The sequence below is a fragment of the Clostridium tepidiprofundi DSM 19306 genome (genome assembly GCF_001594005.1).
In the GTDB taxonomy this organism is placed as follows: domain Bacteria; phylum Bacillota; class Clostridia; order Clostridiales; family Clostridiaceae; genus Clostridium_AC; species Clostridium_AC tepidiprofundi.
Genome location: NZ_LTBA01000018.1, coordinates 1 through 21,984 on the forward strand (window position 1 = coordinate 1; position 21,984 = coordinate 21,984).

Below are 21,984 nucleotides of genomic sequence, written 5' to 3' on the forward strand. Positions count from 1 at the left end.
TGAAAAGCAAATTAGATTACTTCATAGAAGATTATCTAATATTAGAAGCAATCACTTACACCAAGCAACTACTAAGATAGTGAAAACCAAGCCATCAAGAGTAGTTATGGAAACACTTAATATTAAAAGTATGATGAAGAATAGACATTTATCTAAAGCTATAGCACAGCAAGGGTTGTATGAGTTTAAAAGACAACTTAAGTATAAATGTGAGTTTTATGGAATTAAATTTGTTGAAGCTGATAAATGGTATCCATCATCAAAAATATGCAGTGAGTGTGGACATAAAAAGACTAAATTATCACTATCTGAAAGAACTTATATCTGTGAAAAATGTGGATTAGTAATTGATAGAGATTTTAATGCTTCAATTAATTTAAGCAGATATTCAGCATAACTACTTAAACAGTTAGACTAGAGGTGTAGGATTCGTTGTATCCGAATTTAAGCCCTCGGACTATCATATCAAACCAAAGTAGCTTATTGCAAAATGGGATAGGTTGAACAGGGAATTAAACAAGCTTTATAGAGTTTTATAAGGTTTTGGCAACGGTGAAAAATCGTGAATATTGATTTAATTGTTTCTGCAGATGTAATTGATAAGAAAAAAATAAAAGGTAAGTCTGTAGTTGTAATAGACATGCTTAGGGCTACTTCTGTAATAGTTACAGCAATCAAGAATGGTTGCAGAGAGGTTATTCCTGTGTTAACTATTGATGAAGCACTTTCTTTAGCACAAAAATATAAAGATATAATATTGGGTGGCGAAAGAAATGCAGTAAAAATAAAAGGTTTTCATTGTTCAAATTCTCCATTAGAATACAAAGAAGATGTGGTTAAGGGTAAAAGATTAGTTATTACGACTAGTAATGGTACAAGAGCTATAAGAGGAGCTTCAGATGGAGATAACATATTTATAGGCTCAATGCTAAATGGAAAAGCTGTTGCTCATAGATTAAAAGAAGTTGGACAAGATGTTGTAATAATAAATGCAGGTACTAATGGAGAGTTTTCAATTGATGATTTTATATGTAGTGGATATATAATTAGTTGTTTGAAGGAGTGCTTAGAAGGTAATATTGAGCTTACAGATATAGCTTCAACGGCATATCATATATATTCATCACATACAGATATTATAAGCTTTATTAAATATGCTAAGCATTATAAAACTATTACTGATTTAGGACTCAAGGAAGACTTGGAATATTGCTGCAGCAAAGATGTAACAGATGTGGTTCCTGAGTATATTGATGGTATAATTAAGGCTGATATTATTTCTTAATCAATTTTATAAGATTCTTATTTATAGAAACGACACAAGAAGACCCCCCTTGCTTGTCATGGGGGGGGGAGTTCAAATAAGTGGTATGTTGTAGGTTTGGTTTTAGGCGAAGTAAGGCCTCGACTTAAAGTCCCAATATTTTGTTTTAGCAAAACGAGTTCGCTTATATAGATATTTTGGTTATATATTCTTCTTTGATCCAGCCTTTGTTATTTAAATCATCATCACAATTAAAAGCAACTCTAAACCAAATATCATCTGTAACTTCTGCACAGTCTAGTACTTTTAATTTTATATCTTTTTCTAAAGAATTTATGACTAAAGAATTATTAATAGGAGCAACATAAAGATTGCAAGCGGTGTTTGTTACAGCATCTGAACATTGAGGGAGTGTGAATTTGATCATTATATCCTTAAGTGATGAATTTCTACGATTTATTTTGTTTCTTAGTTCAGTGTTTTTTTTGGATAATAGAATGATTTGTCTTTTTTGACTTGCAATTATACTATTATATTTGAAATATAAAATTGCTATAAGAATAAGCATCAATAAAAATAGTAAAAGAATCATTATGTATACTCCCTATAAAGTATTATTTCAGTATAGTATATTTTCTATACTGAAATAATATGCAAGTATAGTATGCGTAACTGCATGAGCTGTGCTTACTTGAACTATACAGCTTTTTCTGTTAATTCATTAAAACTATTAATATATTTATCGGCATGACTTATTATCATATCTTTTTGGTATTCTGAAAAAGTATCATGAACTCCAATCACCTTCATACCAGCGGCTTTAGCACCCTTTATAGCAGGAAGAATATCTTCAAAAACTATACATTCAGAAGGTGCAATATTTAATTTTTTTGCTGTAAGCAGATAAACATCTGGAAAACTCTTGCCTCTTGATACTTCATCTGTTGTTGTTATTACATCAAATAAATGGGCAATGTTGTTCTTTTTGAAAGTTGCTTGTACTAAAAGATTACAATTGCTTGTTGTTAGAGCTATTTTTAATCCTAGTTTTTTTAAAAATTCTAAGAATTCTTTAGCATATGGTTTTAAAGGGACATTGTTTGAATATTCTTTGTATGCCATATCAAACCATTCATTCTGGATTTCTTCTATTGTTTCAGGTAAATTAAATCTTTTCTTAAAATATTTTGATGTTTCCTCAAAACCTAGTGATTCTATATCATCTTTTAGGTCAGAAGGAAATTCTATGTTTCTTTTTTTAAGAAAATCAATATCTATTTTACTCCATATTCCCATTGAATCGATCAATGTACCATCTAAATCGAAAATAGCTGCTTTAATATTTTTAAACATTTTTATCACCTCAGTATAATAAATTTTAGGCATTTTATTTTTTGAAAATGTCTTAGCTTGTTTTATATAAAATTATATACCAAAAAAGAAGATATTGTTCCTATTATCATACCAAAAATAACATCTGTTGGATAGTGTACACCTAAATACATTCGGGATATTCCTACGCACGTTCCCAGTAGAATACTTAAAACAACAAGTTTAGGAAAGAATAAAGATGTCATGATTGCAAGAGAGAAGGCAACAGCAGTATGTCCAGATGGGAAAGAATATCTATCGATTCCTATTTTTTTGATATACAAGTTTTCAATTGTAATGTAAGGACGCAGTCTATTAACACTAACCTTAACAAGCTGGGTTAATGCCGCACCAAAGCTTAATGTTATTATGCATCGAATGCTAAATTTATGAACGACTTCATTTTTAACCAAAAATGCGACCAGGCAAAATAAAGTTACGAAAAGGAAAGAACCTAAATAAGTAAGTATAGGCATAATAACATCTAAAGCCTTGCACTTTATTTTCTGATTAAAAATCTTTAAAATTATTATATCTCTGTCTTGTATGCGTTTAAATACAGCTTTCAATATGTTACCACCCTTCTTTTAGTTTACTAAGTACTGAGATTTAATCTCCAGTTGCCAGTTTCTAATCTCCATCAAACTCACAATTTGCTTTGGTGATTGGCGATTAGTGATTTTGTTTTAGTCTCCAGTATAAATTTGTGACTTGACAGCTAGTATCTGCATGATAGGTGCTGAGTATTAATCTCTAATCACCAGTCTCTAGTCTCCAGTCAATGATTCCGAGTGCAGATTTGTAACTTGAGAACTAGCATCTGGTTAAGAATAAAGTTCTAGATGTTAATACCTATCAAAGTAACAATCTGCTTTGGTGATTGGTGATTAGTGACTAGTGATTCTGTTTTAGTCTCCAGTCTCCAATTTCTATTTTTATTATTCTCTATTATCTATATAAGTTTTTTTATTTTCTAGTTATATTGTATTATAACATTTTTAATATTTAAACTCAAAGTATGAGTTAAGACGTCTGAAACAAAATAACAAGTCAAATATAAATGATGCTGTATTGAAACTGAATTTATTAATAGGTCTCTGAAATAAAATAACAAGTCAAATCTTAGTCAAAAAAAGTACTCACCTGTTTTTCAAAAGATGAGTACCAATGTGTACATTAATCAATATTTTGGTCGGGGCAACAGGACTTGAACCTGCGACCTCATGGTCCCGAACCAAGCGCGCTACCATCTGCGCTATGCCCCGACTGAAATTTGAGTATACTAAAATTATATATTTATATTTTGATTATTGCAATATTTTTTAGCAAAGTGAGTTTACCTATTTTGTTGGTCGCCATATCCTCTTGTTGGGACTGTAGACATAATAAAACCAACTAGCACTGATACAAGCATAGAAGCTATAATATTAAGATAAGGAATATATCTTGTTCTATATATTATAAAAGCTGTTGTTGCAGTTATTGCAACCGTTGCAATAAATATATAAATAATAAATTTAGCAAAAGAACTCATAAATTTTTCATACATTTTGTGCCTTGTAGGACCGCTTATTATGCTTCTGAATATATAATAGGACACAAAAATTATTACAATATCGATTCCGGCGGATATAATAAAATTTTTCATGAAATTACCTCCCCAAATTGTGATAATCATTGTATGTAATGATTATCACGTTTATAATATTTTATTTTTTCCAATGGGAGTGAATTTTATGTTTTTTATGCTCCTTCATTAAGAAATTTATATTGTGAAGCATAAAGGTCATAATATAAACCTTTATATTTTATGAGTTCATCATGGCTTCCCGATTCAACTATTTTACCATTATCGATTACCATTATTCTGTCACAATCTCTTATTGTTGATAATCTGTGTGCTATAACGAATGATGTTCTTCCAAATAAGAGTTTATCTATTCCTTTTTGTACAAGCCTTTCTGTTGCTGTATCGATATTTGATGTTGCTTCATCGAGTATCAATATTCTTGGATTTGCGAGAAGAGCTCTTGCAAAAGATATAAGCTGTCTTTGACCTACAGAGAGTCTTGAACCTCTTTCATTGATTTGCGTATGATATCCTTTTTCGAGTTTCATTATAAATGAGTGAGCATTAACAGCTTTTGCAGCTTGAATTACTTCTTCATCTGTTGCATCAAGCTTTCCATATCGTATATTTTCCATAATTGTATCTGAAAACAGAAATGTATCTTGGAGCATAATACCCATTTGGCTTCTTAGGGATTCAATATCAACATGTTTTATATTTTTCCCATCAATTGTGATTTCACCATATGAAGGATCGTAAAATCGGCTTAAGAGATTGATTATAGTGGTTTTACCAGCTCCAGTAGGGCCAACCAATGCTATTGTTTCACCAGCTTTTACTTTGAAACTCACATTGTTAAGCACAGGAACGTCGCAATTATAACCAAAAGTAACATTTTTAAACTCAACTTCTCCTCTTATTTTAGGCATTTTAATGCAATTTTCCATATTGATTAAGTTTGGTTGAATATCCATTATTTCAAATATTCTTTCGGCTGCAGCGAAATTAGTAATTAAAGTATTATAAAAATTACTTATATTCATTATTGGATGCCAAAACATACCTATATATCCTGTAAAAGCAAGAAGAGTTCCTACAGTTACTGCATTGGCTTTTATAAGTTTTACTCCATACCAGTATACAAGTATAATTCCTATACCCCATGATATTTCAACCATAGGCCAAAACAAATCATTCAATTTTACTGCGTTTACAAAAGCATTCATCATTTCTTTTACATAATTCAAAAATGTTTTTTCAGTTTTATCCTCCACAGCGAAGGATTGAACTACTCTTATACCTGAAAAATCTTCATGGGTAAAAGCGTTTAGATTTGAACGCTTTCCTCTAAACGTTTGCCATCTTTTCCTCGAAAATGTTTGAACAGAAAACAATCCTATAAAAAGCAGTGGAAGCATTGCTATTGATACAAGTGCTAATTTAAAGTTCAAAGAAAACATTATTACTGTTACACAAATCAATGTTAATATTTCAGGTATAAAACTTGTAATACTGTTTGCAAACAAATTTTGAAGAGAATTAACATCACCAACTACTCTTGCGAGTATTTTCCCAACGGGTCTACTGTCAAAGAAATTGAAAGATAGTTTCTGAATGTGTTCGTATAATTCTTGTCTTATTGTCAATATAGCGTCATTTGTAACTTTTGCCATCATGTTAATTCTAATTTTAGAAGCTGCCATTGCAACTAGGTTAAATATAATCATTAATATTGCTATAACAAATAATCCTTTTATATTCTTATTTTTAATGAATTTATCAATTGCAATTTTAAGAAGATAAGGATTTAAGAGTGAACATATCATTACAAATATCATTAATAAAATTATAATAAAAACCTTTAGTTTGTAAGGCTTTAGATAACTGAAAATTCTAGTTAATAACTCTTTATTAGAATGATTTTTTATTTTTTCATCTTGTTTTGTTGAGTTTATAGCCATTATACCACCTCTTTTTCTATATCTTGAAAATCTTTGAATTGCGAACAATAAACATCATAATATTTACCTTTTCTTGCGAGTAATGACTCGTGAGTGCCTTCTTCAACAATTCTACCATCTTCAATAAATATTATTTTATCTGCATTTTTAACTGCGGATATCCTGTGAGCTATTATGAATGTAGTAGATTTTTTAGTTCTCTCATAGAGATTTTTTAGCAGAGTATACTCTGTTTCCATATCTAAGGCAGAAGTTGCATCATCAAGTATTAATATATCTGCATTTCGTATGAGTGCTCTTGCAATCGATAATCTTTGCTTTTGACCACCTGATAATCCTAGCCCTCTTTCTCCAATAACCGTTTCATATTTGTCTTCAAGAGAATTTATAAATTCTTCAGCACATGAAATTTTACAAGTTTCTTCAATTTCGTTCATAGTTGCATTTTCTTTTCCAAATAATAAATTTTCTTTTATTGTATCGGAAAATAGAAAGGTGTCTTGTGAGACTACAGCCATTTTGCTTCTCAAGTCTTTTACACAAATATCTTTGACATTATATCCATCTACTGTTATTGAGCCTTCATCAACATCGTAATACCTTCCAATTAAATTTACTATAGAACTCTTGCCAGAACCTGTAGGTCCCATTATTGCTACTGTGCTTCCAGGTTTTACTTCAATATTGATATTTTTCAGTATATATTCATTGTTGTATTTAAAAGATACATTATTGAATTTAATATTTCCATTGACATTGGGAAGTCTTATAGGATTTTCTTTATCTTTAATTTCAGGTTCTATATCCATTATTTTGAATATTTTCTTTGCGGAAGCACTAGATTGAGCTATCATATTTGTAAGCCAACCTATCATTCTCATAGGGAAAATAAGCATTCCAACATATCCATTAAATGCACCGAGTTCACCGAGTGTCATATTATCTTTTATTACAAAAAGTCCACCAAATGTTACAACAACTAAAATAGAAATATTGCATAAAAACTCTATAACAGGATAATATTTGCCCCAAATTTTTGTTTTAATTATATTAAGCTCATAATTCTTATTATTTAGCTTTACAAATTTTAATATTTCATGTTTTTCACGAGCAAAAGCTTTTACTAGTCTGACGCCTGCAATGTTTTCCTGTGCAGTAGTGTTTAATACGGAAGTATGATCGCTTATTGCATCAAAGGATTTATCTATTTCTTTTTCAAGTTTGTAAGCTATAAAGCCTATTATAGGCATTGTTACGAGTGTGAAAAGAGCTAGTTTCCAATTTATAGAAAATAAAATAATTGAAGCTGTAATAAAATAAATTGAATTTTCAACAAATAAACCTATTCCAAAACCTATTGTTCCCCAAATATTATCAATATCAGAATCAACTCTAGACATCAATTCTCCTGTATTCATATTGTCAAAGTAACTAAATGGCAAACTTTGAATGTGAGAGAATAAATCCCTTTTTAAATCTATGCTTACCCTAGAAGAAAGATAGTCAAAAGTGAATTCACGTATATAACCTAAAATAGTTCTTGATATTGTTATTCCAGCAATTGCCATAATGATAGTTTTGAGCATATTATAGTGACCTTTTTTTATTACGTCATCTATTAATATTTGAATTAAATGAGGATTGAACATATCTAATGCAATGCTTATTATCATTGCTACTGTTGGAATAATAACAAATAATTTATATTTTTTTACATATTCTAAAATTCGTTTCAAAATTTGTGCCCTCCTTTTTACATTGTATAAGTTTAATCAAGCTATTTTGATGAATCAAAACATTGAAACTTCAAAACAAAGAATTTCTTAATGATTTTTCCGGCGTTTATAAAGAGAAAATATTTTTGTTTTTATTGATACCTCCCAACTTGTTTTTGGTTTTTTTGTGCATCTGAGTTTAAGCATAACAACTACCTCCTATTATATTTATTTAATAAAAAGGGTCATGGAAGTTCCATGACCCTTAAAAGCATATAGAAATTATCAAAAAATATAATAAGTGGTCACGGTGAGATAACCCGCAACCACATGTTTACACAAAATCATATAGTATGCTAATTTAAAACTAAAGAAGATTTATTCGCTGAGGTAGGGTTATCTTTTAAAATTATAAAATTGTATAAAGACATAGCGAGTCCAGTGACAATAAATAAAGTAAATACTCTATTAATCATTTTCCTACCTCCTTTACATAAATTTGAATACAAATTAGTATTTTCTAATCGAAATAAATTATAACACATATAGAATAATATAAAAAGAATATTATGTCAATATAAAATTCAAAATTTTTCTTTATTTTAATAATTTTCTAAAAAAATTTCTCCAACTTTATATATATCTCCTGCTCCAACAGTTAAAATAATATCGCCTTCATTACAATGTTTATTGAGGTACTCTGCTATTTCACAAAAGCTGTGTAAATTTAAACAATTAATTCCTTTATCCCTAATTGAATTTCCGAGCATATCTGAACTTACTATACCTGTGTCTTTCTCTCTAGATGCACTGTATATATCTGCAAGTATGAGAGTGTCTACACCATAAAAGGCTTCGCTGAATTCATCAAATAAGCTTAATGTTCTAGTATAGGTATGGGGTTGAAATACACAGAAAATTTTCTTATGAGGATAAGTATTTGCAGTTTTAATTGTAGCTTTTATTTCTGTTGGATGATGAGCGTAATCATCAATAACTGTAATGTTATTTTTTACTCCTTTAATTTCAAATCTCCTGTGAGTCCCATGAAAGTTGTATAGACCATTTATTATTGAACTTTGTGAAATATTAAGGCATATTGACGCACAAATACTTGCTAGTGCATTTAAAACATTGTGTTCTCCCGGTACATTTAAATTAATTGAAAATAGTTTTTTGTTTTCTTTATATAGATCAAAGTGTGCACATCCATTTTTATCATAATTAATATTTCTAGCCGTATATGTTCCACTTTTTAAACCATAGGTAATAATATTGCAATTGGCATGCTTTAATATTTCTCTTGCGTTTTCATCATCATAGTTAATTACAGCATAACCATTTTCGGGAATAAGTTTGATAAATTTGGCAAAAGTATCTTTTATATGTTCTATGTTTTTATAATAATCTAAATGATCAGCATCTATGTTAAGTATTATTCCAATATAAGGATAAAATTTCAAAAATGATTCCTTGTATTCGCATGCTTCAGTAATGAAATAATCGCTATTACCTGTGCGTACATTCCCGCTGATTATGTCAAGTTCTCCACCTACTAAAATCGTTGGGTCTAAATTTTCTTTAATTACTATATGAGAAAGCATTGAAGTGGTCGTTGTTTTACCATGTGTACCAGCGACAGCTACATTGTATTTATGACCTTTCATGATTTCACCTAAAAAGGTTGCTCTGTCCATTAAAGGTATATTTAATTCTTTTGCTTTTAGTATTTCGGGATTATCTTTTGATATGGCAGCAGTGTAAACTACTATATCGGAACCATCAACATTATTTGCTTTATGACCTATAAAAATTTCCGCACCATTATTTTTAAGTGAATCTGTAATATGAGAGGAGTTCACATCAGAACCGGAAACTTTATATCCATTTTCAATAAGTATTTCTGCAAGCCCACTCATGCTAATTCCACCAATACCAATAAAGTGGATTTTTTTGTGCCTATCATTTATAAAATCAAAAGACAATATTATCAACTCCTTAAAAGTGTTTATTAACTTACTATTATTAATTATATACAAATTTAGTGAAAAACGATACAAGAATAAAGATTTTGTTGGAATTTTATATTAATTTAGAGTGAAAAAGTAAATTTGATATAAATAATTTAAATTCTTATTGACAATATTAAAAATATAATATTAAACTATGAATAATGAAATAATTTTTTTCAAAAAAATTCGGAAAATAAAAATGTATAGGTGAGTGTGCTATGAAAATTAAATTCAATAGAAATCAAAGAATATCATGTATCACAAAGGTATTGATAGATAACCCAAATAAAATAATTAACTTAAATAATTTTACTAAAATGTTCAATGCGGCAAAATCAACAATAAGTGAAGACATTGTTATAGTAAGAGAAGCCTTAAATAAGTTATGTATGGGCAAGGTTGAAACTGTGGCAGGGGCTTCTGGAGGTGTTAAATATATACCCCAAATATCTAGTGAAGAATCGAAGGAATTTGTTGATGAACTTTGTGAAATTCTTAAGAATCCTATGAGAATAATTGTAGGTAATTTTATTTATATGACCGATATATTATATGATCCGTATATTATCACTAGAGCAGCAGTAATAATAGCAAGTAAGTTTGCAGAACTAGAAATTGATTATGTTATTACTGTAGAAACTAAAGGTATACCTCTTGCTTTTGAAGTGGCAAAATTATTAGGAGTACAGCTTTTAATAGTAAGGAGAGATACAAAGGTTACTGAGGGAACTACTATTAGTATAAATTATATATCAGGTTCTAGTAAAAGAATTCAAACAATGTCATTATCGAAGAGAGCAATAAAAAAAGGTAGTAAGTGCATCTTTATTGATGATTTTATGAAGGCTGGTGGAACTGCGAATGGTATAATCAATTTATTAAAAGAATTTGAAAGCGAAGTTTTGGGCATGGGAGTGTTAATAGATGATGTAACTACACAACATAAGTTAGTTGGAGAATATATTTCTTTAATAGATTTTAAAGGAATTGATGAAAATGGAAGAGTTGAATTGGTTCCTTCACAAAAAAAGCACCCTTAATCTTTAGAATATTTAAAAAAATTAATAAAATTTTAAATATTTAGAAGGAAAAATAAAATATATAGAGAAATACTTAATTAAATTAACTGTGTATAGGAGGTAGACATATGCAAATTACAGATGTTAGAATTAGGAAGATTTCCGCAGATAGTAAAATGAAGGCTATAGTTTCAGTAACTTTTGATAATGAGTTTGTTGTACATGATATTAAGGTTATTGAAGGAAAGAATGGACTTTTCATAGCTATGCCTAGTAGAAAGACACCAAGTGGTGAATTTAAAGATATTACTCATCCTATAAATACTGAAACTAGACAGAAAATTCAGGATGCTATTTTAGAAGAATATGAAAAGGTTAAGAATGAATTAGAAGATTCTAAAGAAGATGATATTGGAGAAATTATCGAGGAATAAAAAGGAGCTATACATTAGGAGTGTAGGCTCCTTTTTGTTTGCACAGAAAATATTTTTTTTTATGTTGAAAATATACACTTAATAAAATATAATATAAGAGGATTTTTAATTAAATATATGTTAGTATTGATAAAATAAGTTTTAAAAGAGGTGTTAAATTGAATAAATGTGCTATTATATTAGCTGCTGGTGAAGGAAAAAGAATGAAATCAAATTTACCTAAGGTTCTTCACAAGGTCTGTGGTAAAGAAATGATTAATCATGTTATTGATACTATAAGCAAAGCAGGAATAGGTAGTATTGATATAGTAATAGGAAAAAATTCAGAACAAGTTAAAAAAGCAACTGAAGATAAGGGGGTTACTTATTCTTTGCAGTGTGAGCAGCTAGGTACAGGGCATGCTGTTATGTGTGCAGAGGAGTTTTTAAAAGGTAAGAGTGGAACGGTCGCAATTTTTGTTGGTGATGGACCACTAATAACTGAACATATGGTAAAAGAGCTTTTTGAATTTCATGAAAATGGGAAATATAAGACTACAGTTATAACATCGTTCTTGAATGAGCCTGCTAAATATGGTCGAATTGTTAGAGATATAAATAATGAAGTGAAAAAGATAGTTGAATTTAAGGACTGCACAGAGGAAGAAAGAAATATTAATGAGATTAATGCAGGAATGTATTGCTTCGATATAAAATGCTTACTAGATAATTTAAATAAATTAAGCAATGACAATGCTCAAAAAGAGTATTATTTGACTGATGTGATTGAGATATTTAAGAAGCAAGGATATAAGATAGGGGCGTTTAATGTGCCTTTTGATATTGTTACAGCGGTTAATTCTAGGAATGAACTTGCAAATGCTGAACAAATTATGAGAAATAGAATTAACAATAAGCACATGGAAAATGGTGTTACTATAATAGATCCTGGTAGTACTTATATTGATTCAGAGGTTGTTATAGGAAAAGATACCATAATATATCCTGGAAATGTGCTTCAGGGGAATACTATTATTAAGGATAACTGTGTATTATATCCGAATTCAAGGATAAAGGATAGTATTATAGAATATGGTGTTATTATTCAAAATTCAGTAATTTTGGATAGTTATATAGGAGAAAATACTACTGTTGGACCTTTTGCTTATGTTAGACCAGAATCGAATATTGGAGCAAATGCAAGAATAGGAGATTTTGTTGAAATTAAAAAATCTACAATAGGTGATAATACAAAAGTATCTCATCTTACATATATAGGAGATGCTGAAGTTGGTAGTGGATGTAACTTTGGATGTGGTACTGTTGTTGTAAATTACGATGGTAAGAAAAAACATAAAACAATAGTAGGGAACAATGCATTTATTGGGTGCAACACTAACTTGGTATCACCTGTTGAGGTTAAAGATAATTCATATATTGCAGCAGGCTCTACAATTACTAAAGAAGTGCCTGAAGGGGCATTAGCTATTGCAAGAGCTAAACAAGTAAATATCAATAACTGGGTAGAGAAAAAGGGGCTTAAGAAAAAATAAGGAGGTTTTTCAATGCAGGCACATGGCAAGAATATCAAAATTTTTACGGGTAATTCTAATCCTAAGCTAGCTGAAGATATTGCAGACATATTGGGTGTGCATTTAGGAGATTCAGAGGTAACTAGATTCAGTGATGGAGAAATTTCTGTTAATATCAATGAAACAGTGCGTGGGGCGGATGTTTTTGTTGTTCAGTCGACGAATGATCCAGTAAATGATCACTTGATGGAATTGTTGATTATGATTGATGCATTCAAAAGAGCTTCAGCTGGAAGAATTACTGCTGTTATGCCATACTATGGGTATGCAAGACAGGATAGAAAGGCTAAAGCTAGAGATCCTATTACTTCAAAGCTTGTTGCTGATCTTTTAACTGCAGCGGGTGCAGATAGGATTTTGGCCATGGATTTACACGCAGCACAGATACAAGGGTATTTCAATATTCCAGTAGATCATTTGATGGGAAGTCCATTATTAGCAAAATATTTTATTGAGAAGGGCTTTAAGGAAGATGAAGATACTATAATAGTTTCTCCGGATTTAGGAAGTGTAACAAGAGCAAGAAAATTTGCAGATAGGCTTCATGCATCTATCGCAATAATAGATAAGAGAAGACCAAAAGCAAATGTATCAGAGGTTATGAATATCATAGGCGATATTAAAGGCAAGAGATGTATAATGATAGATGATATGATAGATACAGCTGGAACGATTACAAATGCAGCGGCAGCATTGGTGGAAAGAGGTGCAAAAGAAGTATATGCATGTTGCAGTCATGCTGTTTTGTCAGGGCCGGCAATTGAAAGACTTGAGAAATCTGTGATAAAAGAAGTTGTAATGTTACATACTATAGATCTTCCAAAGGAAAAGATTATAGATAAGTTTACTGTTTTACCAGTAGCTCCTATTTTTGCAGAGGCGATTCGAAGAATATATGAGGATGTTTCTGTGAGTAAGTTATTTGAATAATATTTATTTGATGCAGTAGTTTGATTGCTACTGCATTTTTTAGGTTTTATAGTGTTCAAAATTGCTATTTTTTATAGATTTTACGAGACTTCTGCTTTTATAGGTGGGAGATTGAAGTTTTTGCTTCAGATGGATTAGAGTCGAGTTCACTATTTTTTTTTATTTTGACTCAATATTAATTGTTAATAGGTAAATAATTTGTAACTTTTTTATTAATTCAAGTAATGCTAATACAAAATATGATAAAGTAATATTATACAAGTATGTAATTAAATTTGGGGGGATTAATTTTGGAAGGAACATTAGGGAAAGTACTAATAGTTGATGATGATGAGAATATTTGCGATATAATAAATATGTATTTAATGAATACAGGTTATGATACGTGTATAGCACATGATGGCAAGGAAGCACTTGAAGAGTTTCATAGTTACATTCCAGATTTAGTTTTATTGGATATTATGCTTCCTTATATTGATGGTATGGATGTTCTTAAAGCTATAAGAAAGGAAAGCGAAACACCAGTTATACTTCTAACTGCTAGGGGAGAAACTTTTGATAAAGTTTTAGGTTTGGAATTAGGAGCAGATGACTATATAGTTAAACCTTTTGAACCTAAAGAACTTCTTGCAAGAATAAAGGCTGTTTTAAGGCGATATAATGCAGATAATAAGGGTAAAGAAATTTTAACATTCGATAATTTATATATAGATGCAAATTCGTATAAAGTTATATATGCAGACAAAGAGATAAAGATGCCACCAAAAGAATTTGAACTGTTATATTATTTAGCTGTGAACAAAAACAAGGTTTTTACTAGAGAACAGCTTCTCTGTGAAGTATGGGGATATGATTATCCTGGTGATTCAAGAACGGTTGATGTTCATATAAAAAGATTAAGAGAAAAACTTGAAGGAGAATCTTCGTGGCAAATTGAAACTGTTTGGGGCGTAGGATATAAATTTGAGGTGAAATAATGCGAAAAAAAGGTTTATTTTCTAAAATGGTTGCTGTTTATATAATAATTATTGCAGTTACATTTGTCATACTTGCTGCGTTTCTTTCGTATTGGTTTCAAGGGTATTATTATAAACAAAGGAAAGAACAACTTATAACTCAAACAGCTACTATAAGCAAAATAGCTATGGATTACGTTAATAATGTTGAAACGCCAAGTCAAATAAATGAAAGATTAAAATTTATGGCTAGGTATTTAAAAGCAGATATTTGGCTTATAGATAGTTCAGGGTATGTATATGCTGTTTCTAGCGAAAAGAATAAGGAATATTTAAGAAATCAGTTATTTAAAGATGATATTGAAAAATTAAAAAAGAATCAAATAATAGAAAAAAAGGATATAAAAAGTTCAGAGTATGATAATTATGGGCATGTTATGGAAGTACCTATAATAACAGAAAATGGTGATTTTATAGGTGCAGTAGTAATGAACACTCCTATTTTTCAAATAGCTGAACCTCTTAAAAAAGTATATACTATAATATGGATATCGGTAATGTTAGCAATGTTACCAGCATGTATATTTATATATTGGTTTTCACAGAAAATAATTTTAAAGCCCTTGAATGAAATTAACACAACTGCTAAAAAGATTTCAAAAGGTGAAGTTGAAAGAAGAGTTTATATTGATTCAGATGATGAAATAGGTAATCTAGCGCGAACTTTTAATTTCATGGCGGATTCACTAGAAAAAGTCGAACAAAATAGGAGACGATTTATATCTAATGTTTCTCACGAGATAAGGTCGCCTATAACTTCTATAAAGGGATTTATAGGAGGTATAATTGATGGCGTAATTCCAAAGGATAAGGAAAATTATTATTTGAAAATGGCATATGAGGAAACTCAAAGATTGACGAGGTTGGTAAATGATTTGTTGGATTTATCTGCGATAGAATCGGGTAAATTCAGTTTGATAATTGAAGAAATAAATATAAATGAAATTATAAGACTTACTGTACTGAAATTTGAAAATAAAATAAAAGAGAAAAGATTAAAAGTTGATGTTTGTTTTGATAGTGATCAATTGTATGTATATGGTGATAGAGATAGATTGATTCAAGTTGTGACAAACTTGATAGATAATGCTATAAAGTACTCAAAACATGGAGGAAATATACAAATAAATTCTAAGGCAAAAGGTAAAAAGGTGTTTATTTCTTTTTATAATGATGGCAATAAGATATCTGATGAAGAATTAAATCATATTTGGGAAAGATTTTATAAGATAGATAAAGCTAGAACATCAAAGATGAGTACAGGGTTAGGTCTTTCAATAGTTAGGGGAATATTAACTCAATTAGGAGAAGATATTTGGGTTAATAATAAAGACAATGGAGTATGCTTTACATTTACATTAACCAGAGCAGTATAGATAGCTTTTTATAAAAAACAAATTGAAATAATGATTTAATGGGTTAGGAAGTGGTATTTTAGATGAAACATAAAAATTTAGATATGAGTCATAAAGAACAAAACAATGAAATATTTAATAATTTTCATAAATACCACATTAAATTTCGCAAAAGCAAGACAAGAAAGAGAATGAAAGTTATTACTAAGGTTGTAGCTTTTATTGCAATTGCAGCATTTTCAGGGGCAATGTCAAGCATGTATGTTATTAACAAGACTAATTTAAGTCATAAATATTATTCATCAAATGGTTATAATGATATTTCAAATTTGTATAGTGATATAATAGGTAATGTCGTTAAAAATTTAGGGCAAACGGTTGTTGGTGTTTACACTCAATATGAAAATGGAAAATATTGCGATAATGGCTCAGGAATAATTATTTCATCTGATGGATATATAGTAACTAGTGCAAAATTAGTGAATAAAAAATGTAATACTTTTGTAAAATTAAATACTTCAAAGACTTATAAAGCTAAAATTATTGGAAAAAATGAAGCTTTTAATTTAGCAGTAATTAAAATTGATAAAAATAATTTACCATTTGCAAAGCTAGGTGATTCCAAAAATGTAAAGGTTGGAGATTTTATTGTTGCGGTAGGAAATCCTTTAGGAGAAAAAAACTGTGGAGCTATAACTACTGGAATAATTAGCTCTATTAGTACGAGAAAAATTAAGTGCAGTGACAAATCAGGTAGGTATACTGCATATAAACTATTAGAAACCGATGCAACAATGAATTATGGTAACATAGGTGGTGCTTTATGTAATTCTTCGGGTGAAATTATTGGAATAAATGATTATATGAGCAGTAAAGATGGTAAAGCTAATAATGTAGTATGTGCAGTTTCGAGTAATGAAGCTAATTATATAATTAATTCTTTGATTAGTAAGAATCAAGTCTTAAAAACAGTTTTAGGGATTTATGGTGGTACGGCAGTACCTGTAGATACTAGCGGAATTACAGGAATTTATGTTCAACATATTTCAAAAGGAAGTAGTGCAGATAAGGCGAATATAAGACCTACAGATATTATTGTTGAAGCGGATAATGTCAATATGCACAAGATAGATGATTTGAATGATATTCTTGCTTGCCATAATGCGGGAGATACTATAAAATGTAAAATATGGAGAAATGGTAAGTTTTTATTCGTAAATATAGTTATTTCTGAATTCGATAAGAAAGATTAAACTAAGGAGGAAAAGTACAAACATGTTTTTAATAGTCGGGCTTGGAAATCCAGGAGATAAATACATAAATACTAGACATAATGTTGGTTTTGATGTTTTGGATATATTAGCTTATAAATATAATATTAAAATTGAAAAGGAAAAGTTTAAAGGGTTGTTTAATGAGATAAGGATAAAAGGTGAAAAAGTTATATTGCTGAAGCCTCTAACATATATGAATTTAAGTGGAGAAAGTGTAGTGCAATTTGTTAATTATTATAATATTCCACTTAAAAATGTAATAATAATTCATGATGATATTAGTATAGATATAGGTAAAATAAGGATAAGGCAAAAGGGGAGTTCAGGTGGCCAAAATGGAGTAAAGAATATTATTCAAAATTTATCGAGTGATAATTTTAACAGGATTAAGGTTGGAATTGGAAGTCCTGAAAATGATTTAGTATCATATGTTCTAGGAAAGTTTTCGGACGAAGAAAGAAAAATTATAGATAAGACAATAGAATTAGCAGCGAGTGCAGCTGAGAATATAATAACTAATGGTGTTGTAGAAGCTATGAATAAATTTAATGGATTGAGAGTTGAATAATTTTTTTATTGAAGGATATAATCTAGATAACGAGTTTTTAGCCTCATTTTGTGAGGCTATTTGGCGTGTGATTAATTTGTGGTGTGTATTTTGTTTTAGACAAATGCATACGTAGTTATGCTAAGGGGGGATAGCCATGAGGTTATCAGGAGTTATTAAACCATTAAAAGAAAGTGAACAATTTAGAACTATTGTTAAGAATATTAAAGGAAAGAATTTCCCAATTAACATATATGGTATATCCGAATCAGCTAAAAGTTATTTAATATATGGATTGTATGATGATATTAACAATCATACACTTATTGTTACTCATAGTGATTTGGAAGCTAGAAATTTATATGAGGATTTACAATTATATATGTCCAATGTATATTATTTTCCTGTCAGAGAAGTTACTTTTTACAATGTTGATGCTATATCAGGAGATGTTAGGTGGGAGAGAATTAATGTTTTAAAGGAAATGCTTAGAGAAGGTAATAAGATAATTATTACTTGTGTTGAGGCACTTGCTGCTAGGTATGTACCTGTTGAACTTTTCAAAAAATATATTTTTAAATTTTCAACAGGAGATATTATAGATATTAAGGAATTTAGCAAAAAACTAATTCAATGTGGATATGAAAGGGTTTCAGCAGTTGAAAATAAAGGTCAATTTTCCGTAAGAGGTGGTATATTAGATGTTTTTCCACCTACATCAAATATGCCATATAGAATAGAATTGTTTGATGATGAAATCGATTCTATAAGAACTTTTAATACGAGTACACAGAGAAGTATTGATAAGGTTTTTAATATAGAAATATATCCTGCTAAAGAAATTATTTTACCAGTAGAGAATTTGGATAAGGGATATCAATCTATTAAGAATGATTTAGAATGCTATTTAAGTAAAATAAATTCTAAAAAGAACAAAGATATTGCTGATAAAATAAAAAATATTGTAAATAGCAATATTGAATCTTTAAAAAACAGATGGTCTTTTGAAACTATAGATAGTTATTTGCCGTATTTTTATGAAAATTCATCTACTCTATTTGAATATATCAAGGGAGCATTTATTATTGTAGATGATATGCAGAGATGTGTTGGAAAACTTGAGAGCGTTTATTCCGAATTTAACGATAATTATGAAAATTATCTTAGTAGAGGAAATATTTTACCTAAACAAGCAGAATTATTAATATCAAAAGAAAATGTAGTAGATATTTTAAAGTGTAATGCTTCGGTGTGTATTGGTGCATTTGAAAAGTCGTTTTATTTAAAGTCAGATGCAGTTGTTTATTTTACTCAAAAAACTCTTCATAATTATCACGGACAGTTAGATTTATTAATTGATGATATAAAAGATAAAAAAGAAAAGGGATATAGTATAGTTATTTTATCAGGTACAAAGACAAGAGGCGAAAGATTAATAAATACACTATATGAAAGAGGAATCGAGAGTACATATAGAGATATGATTTCTGAGATAAATCTAGGACAGGTTATAGTAACTTATGGTACTCAGTTAAAGGGATTTGAATATACTGAATTGAAATTGTGTATAATTTCCGACAAAGGAGTTTTTGGAGAATCAAAGAGAAAAAGTAAACGACATTTTAATCAAAAAGGTATAGCTAAGATTAAAAGTTTTACTGATTTAAAATTGGGCGACTATGTTGTTCATGTTAATCATGGTATAGGTGTATATAAAGGCATAAAACAGCTTGAAGTACAGGGACATAAAAAGGACTTCTTAAAGATATCATATTTTGGAAATGATATACTTTATGTACCAGTAGAGCAATTAGATATGGTACAGAAGTATATAGGAGCTGAAGGTAAGACACCTAAAATAAATAAATTGAGCAGTGTGGAGTGGGCAAAGACTAAGAGAAAAGTTAAAAAGTCAATTCAGGATATTGCAGAAGATTTGATGAAACTTTATGCAGAAAGATCAGTTGTTAAAGGGTATAAGTTTAGTAAAGATACTATTTGGCAAAAACAATTCGAAGAAGAGTTCCCTTTTGAGGAGACACCTGATCAGATTACTGCAATAGAAGAAATAAAAGCTGATATGGAATCTGATAAGCCTATGGATAGGCTTATTTGTGGTGATGTTGGCTATGGTAAAACTGAAGTAGCAATAAGAGCGGCCTTTAAAGCTGTTATGGATGGAAAGCAGGTTGCATTTTTGGTTCCTACGACTATTTTGGCAAAACAGCATTATAATAATTTAATTAAGAGATTTTCAAGCTTTCCAATAAATATAGACATGATTAGCAGGTTTAAAACACCTGCAGAGCAGAAGAAGATATTAAAAGCTCTAAAGGAAGGTAATGTAGATATAATAATTGGAACACATAAATTGCTTAACAAGGATATAAAATTTAAAGATTTGGGGTTACTGATTATTGATGAGGAACAAAGATTTGGAGTTACGCATAAGGAAAAAATTAAGAATATGAAAAAAAATATTGATGTAATCGCTTTATCTGCTACTCCTATACCTAGAACGCTACATATGTCTTTAACAGGAATTAGGAATATTAGTGTAATAGAAACTCCACCTGAGGAAAGATATCCTATACAAACATATGTTGTCGAATTTAATGAGCAGCTAATAAGGGATGCTATTATAAGAGAAATTAATAGAAATGGACAGATTTATTTTGTGTACAACAGGGTTGAAACTATAAAAGATATGGCAGCGTATATTAGCAATTTGGTGCCAGAGGCGAGAGTTGCTATTGCACATGGTCAAATGACTAAAAGAGAACTTGAAGATGTTATGCTTGATTTTATGGAAGGAAAATATGATTTGCTAATTTCTACAACTATAATTGAAACAGGAATTGATATACCAAATGTAAATACTATGATTATATATGATGCAGATAAAATGGGACTTTCTCAGTTATATCAATTAAGAGGTAGAGTAGGAAGATCAAATAAAATAGCATATGCGTACTTCACATATAGGAAGGATAAAATTTTAACAGAGATAGCAGAAAAAAGACTTAAAGCAATAAAGGAATTTACAGAACTTGGTGCTGGTTTTAAAATAGCTATGAGGGATTTAGAAATTCGAGGTGCTGGTAATATGATGGGTTCAGCACAGCATGGACATATGTCAACGGTTGGATATGATTTATACTGTCGTATGTTAGAGGAAACCATAAAAACTTTAAAGGGTGAAATTGTAAATGAACCTGTTGAGACAACTATTGAGTTGAAAGTTGATGCATATATTCCTGATAACTATTTGAAAGATGAAACTCAGAAAATAGAAATATATAAAAAGATAGCTGCAATAAATTCTTATGAGGAAATGATGGATATTCAAGAAGAAATAGAAGATAGATTTTCTGATATTCCATATCCAGTTAATAATTTGATTTATATTGCATATATAAAAAGTATTGCTCGTGATTTAGGAGTGTTAGAAATAAAAGAAATTAACAATGAAATTTTAATTAAATATGATAGTAAAGAGAGAATAACTAAAAAGATAATTGATTTTATTCTTGATAAATATAATAGAAAAATAGTATTTAAATTTGATGATAATCCTGTTTTAGTATATAAATTTAAATTAAGCGAGAAAGAAAATTTAATACAAGATTTGAAAAAATTATTTGAATCGCTAAAGAACTTAGGGTAAGGTGTTTAAAAGAAAATATTTTATATTTTTATTATGTATTTACTTATACCTGTATTTATGTTATAATTTACATATATACTATAAATATACATTTTATTAACAAGTTTTTACATGGAATTAAAATAAAAATATAGATACCAATAGATTATTTTCTATCAGATGGTTCATATTGTGAATTTTCGTCAATACTTCATTGTCACTTTGTTGATGACAAAATTCCCTTTGAGTATGGTTCTTCTAAATGGATACTTAAAGGATTTCCAGGTGGCAAGGGAACT

Annotated in this window: 18 protein-coding genes and 1 tRNA gene; 11 read left to right on the forward strand and 8 right to left on the reverse strand. The window is 29.5% G+C overall.

The features are described from left to right. Both CLTEP_RS08180 and CLTEP_RS08185 read left to right on the forward strand, forming a co-directional pair. On the forward strand, nt 1–397 hold a 397-nt coding region (locus CLTEP_RS08180; RefSeq protein WP_153016304.1), incomplete at its 5' end, for an RNA-guided endonuclease InsQ/TnpB family protein. A 165-nt stretch (nt 398–562) separates the two neighbouring features. Continuing rightward, entirely contained in the window at nt 563–1,285 is a 723-nt protein-coding gene (locus CLTEP_RS08185; protein WP_066825273.1) for a 2-phosphosulfolactate phosphatase family protein, read from the forward strand. Between the two features lie 163 nt (nt 1,286–1,448). Here the strand turns inward: CLTEP_RS08185 and CLTEP_RS08190 are convergent, their stop codons facing one another. From CLTEP_RS08190 to murC, 8 genes are all read right to left on the reverse strand, one after another. Then, nucleotides 1,449–1,856: an SH3 domain-containing protein gene (locus tag CLTEP_RS08190; protein WP_066825279.1), complete on the reverse strand. Its 408-nt coding sequence runs from the start codon at nt 1,854–1,856 to the stop codon at nt 1,449–1,451. A 104-nt stretch (nt 1,857–1,960) separates the two neighbouring features. Further along, on the reverse strand, nt 1,961–2,617 hold the full coding sequence (locus CLTEP_RS08195; RefSeq protein ID WP_066825282.1) for an HAD family hydrolase: 657 nt from the start codon (nt 2,615–2,617) through the stop codon (nt 1,961–1,963). Between the two features lie 62 nt (nt 2,618–2,679). Then, nucleotides 2,680–3,204: a phosphatase PAP2 family protein gene (locus tag CLTEP_RS08200; RefSeq protein ID WP_066825284.1), complete on the reverse strand. Its 525-nt coding sequence runs from the start codon at nt 3,202–3,204 to the stop codon at nt 2,680–2,682. 620 nt (nt 3,205–3,824) lie between these two features. After that, nucleotides 3,825–3,900, reverse strand: a tRNA-Pro gene (locus CLTEP_RS08205). Between the two features lie 71 nt (nt 3,901–3,971). Further along, nucleotides 3,972–4,283, reverse strand: a complete 312-nt coding sequence (locus CLTEP_RS08210; RefSeq protein ID WP_066825288.1) for a hypothetical protein — start codon at nt 4,281–4,283, stop codon at nt 3,972–3,974. 95 nt (nt 4,284–4,378) lie between these two features. Next, a complete protein-coding gene (locus CLTEP_RS08215) occupies nt 4,379–6,166 on the reverse strand; it encodes an ABC transporter ATP-binding protein (RefSeq protein ID WP_066825290.1) in 1,788 nt (595 codons plus the stop codon). Further along, nucleotides 6,166–7,902, reverse strand: coding sequence for an ABC transporter ATP-binding protein (locus CLTEP_RS08220; RefSeq protein WP_066825292.1), 1,737 nt, complete (start codon nt 7,900–7,902; stop codon nt 6,166–6,168). Before CLTEP_RS08220 ends, CLTEP_RS08215 begins: the two co-directional genes overlap by 1 nt. A 581-nt stretch (nt 7,903–8,483) precedes the next feature. Then, nucleotides 8,484–9,866, reverse strand: coding sequence for a UDP-N-acetylmuramate--L-alanine ligase (murC, locus tag CLTEP_RS08225; protein WP_066825297.1), 1,383 nt, complete (start codon nt 9,864–9,866; stop codon nt 8,484–8,486). 245 nt (nt 9,867–10,111) lie between these two features. Here murC and purR point away from each other — a divergent pair, with 245 nt between their 5' ends. The 9 genes from purR to mfd all read left to right on the forward strand — a co-directional run bounded on the left by purR (nt 10,112) and on the right by mfd (nt 21,706). After that, the gene (gene purR, locus CLTEP_RS08230) at nt 10,112–10,933 is read left to right on the forward strand and encodes a pur operon repressor (protein WP_066825300.1); all 822 of its coding nucleotides are present in this window, start codon (nt 10,112–10,114) and stop codon (nt 10,931–10,933) included. A 107-nt stretch (nt 10,934–11,040) separates the two neighbouring features. Further along, nucleotides 11,041–11,346: a septation regulator SpoVG gene (gene spoVG / locus CLTEP_RS08235; protein ID WP_066825306.1), complete on the forward strand. Its 306-nt coding sequence runs from the start codon at nt 11,041–11,043 to the stop codon at nt 11,344–11,346. 158 nt (nt 11,347–11,504) lie between these two features. Beyond that, on the forward strand, nt 11,505–12,878 hold the full coding sequence (gene glmU / locus CLTEP_RS08240; RefSeq protein WP_066825307.1) for a bifunctional UDP-N-acetylglucosamine diphosphorylase/glucosamine-1-phosphate N-acetyltransferase GlmU: 1,374 nt from the start codon (nt 11,505–11,507) through the stop codon (nt 12,876–12,878). A 12-nt stretch (nt 12,879–12,890) separates the two neighbouring features. Next, entirely contained in the window at nt 12,891–13,847 is a 957-nt protein-coding gene (locus CLTEP_RS08245) for a ribose-phosphate diphosphokinase (RefSeq protein WP_066825308.1), read from the forward strand. A gap of 290 nt (nt 13,848–14,137) precedes the next feature. Then, complete coding sequence (locus CLTEP_RS08250; RefSeq protein WP_066825310.1) at nt 14,138–14,824, forward strand: response regulator transcription factor; 687 nt, start codon at nt 14,138–14,140, stop codon at nt 14,822–14,824. After that, nucleotides 14,824–16,239, forward strand: a complete 1,416-nt coding sequence (locus CLTEP_RS08255; protein WP_066825312.1) for a HAMP domain-containing sensor histidine kinase — start codon at nt 14,824–14,826, stop codon at nt 16,237–16,239. Before CLTEP_RS08250 ends, CLTEP_RS08255 begins: the two co-directional genes overlap by 1 nt. Nucleotides 16,240–16,301: 62 nt before the next feature. Then, nucleotides 16,302–17,471: a S1C family serine protease gene (locus CLTEP_RS08260; RefSeq protein ID WP_084364790.1), complete on the forward strand. Its 1,170-nt coding sequence runs from the start codon at nt 16,302–16,304 to the stop codon at nt 17,469–17,471. Between the two features lie 22 nt (nt 17,472–17,493). Then, nucleotides 17,494–18,060 (forward strand): aminoacyl-tRNA hydrolase, encoded by a 567-nt coding sequence (gene pth, locus CLTEP_RS08265; RefSeq protein WP_066825314.1) that lies wholly within the window; start codon nt 17,494–17,496, stop codon nt 18,058–18,060. 136 nt (nt 18,061–18,196) lie between these two features. After that, nucleotides 18,197–21,706 (forward strand): transcription-repair coupling factor, encoded by a 3,510-nt coding sequence (gene mfd / locus CLTEP_RS08270; RefSeq protein ID WP_066825316.1) that lies wholly within the window; start codon nt 18,197–18,199, stop codon nt 21,704–21,706. Nucleotides 21,707–21,984 lie beyond the last annotated feature (278 nt).

Bases quoted from the DNA above. Each gene is read 5' to 3' on its own strand.
- CLTEP_RS08190 (WP_066825279.1), bottom strand. From the start codon at position 1,856: ATGATTCTTTTACTATTTTTATTGATGCTTATTCTTATAGCAATTTTA.
- CLTEP_RS08195 (WP_066825282.1), bottom strand. From the start codon at position 2,617: ATGTTTAAAAATATTAAAGCAGCTATTTTCGATTTAGATGGTACATTG.
- CLTEP_RS08210 (WP_066825288.1), bottom strand. From the start codon at position 4,283: ATGAAAAATTTTATTATATCCGCCGGAATCGATATTGTAATAATTTTT.
- CLTEP_RS08215 (WP_066825290.1), bottom strand. From the start codon at position 6,166: ATGGCTATAAACTCAACAAAACAAGATGAAAAAATAAAAAATCATTCT.
- purR (WP_066825300.1), top strand. From the start codon at position 10,112: ATGAAAATTAAATTCAATAGAAATCAAAGAATATCATGTATCACAAAG.
- spoVG (WP_066825306.1), top strand. From the start codon at position 11,041: ATGCAAATTACAGATGTTAGAATTAGGAAGATTTCCGCAGATAGTAAA.
- CLTEP_RS08245 (WP_066825308.1), top strand. From the start codon at position 12,891: ATGCAGGCACATGGCAAGAATATCAAAATTTTTACGGGTAATTCTAAT.
- CLTEP_RS08255 (WP_066825312.1), top strand. From the start codon at position 14,824: ATGCGAAAAAAAGGTTTATTTTCTAAAATGGTTGCTGTTTATATAATA.
- CLTEP_RS08260 (WP_084364790.1), top strand. From the start codon at position 16,302: ATGAAACATAAAAATTTAGATATGAGTCATAAAGAACAAAACAATGAA.
- pth (WP_066825314.1), top strand. From the start codon at position 17,494: ATGTTTTTAATAGTCGGGCTTGGAAATCCAGGAGATAAATACATAAAT.
- mfd (WP_066825316.1), top strand. From the start codon at position 18,197: ATGAGGTTATCAGGAGTTATTAAACCATTAAAAGAAAGTGAACAATTT.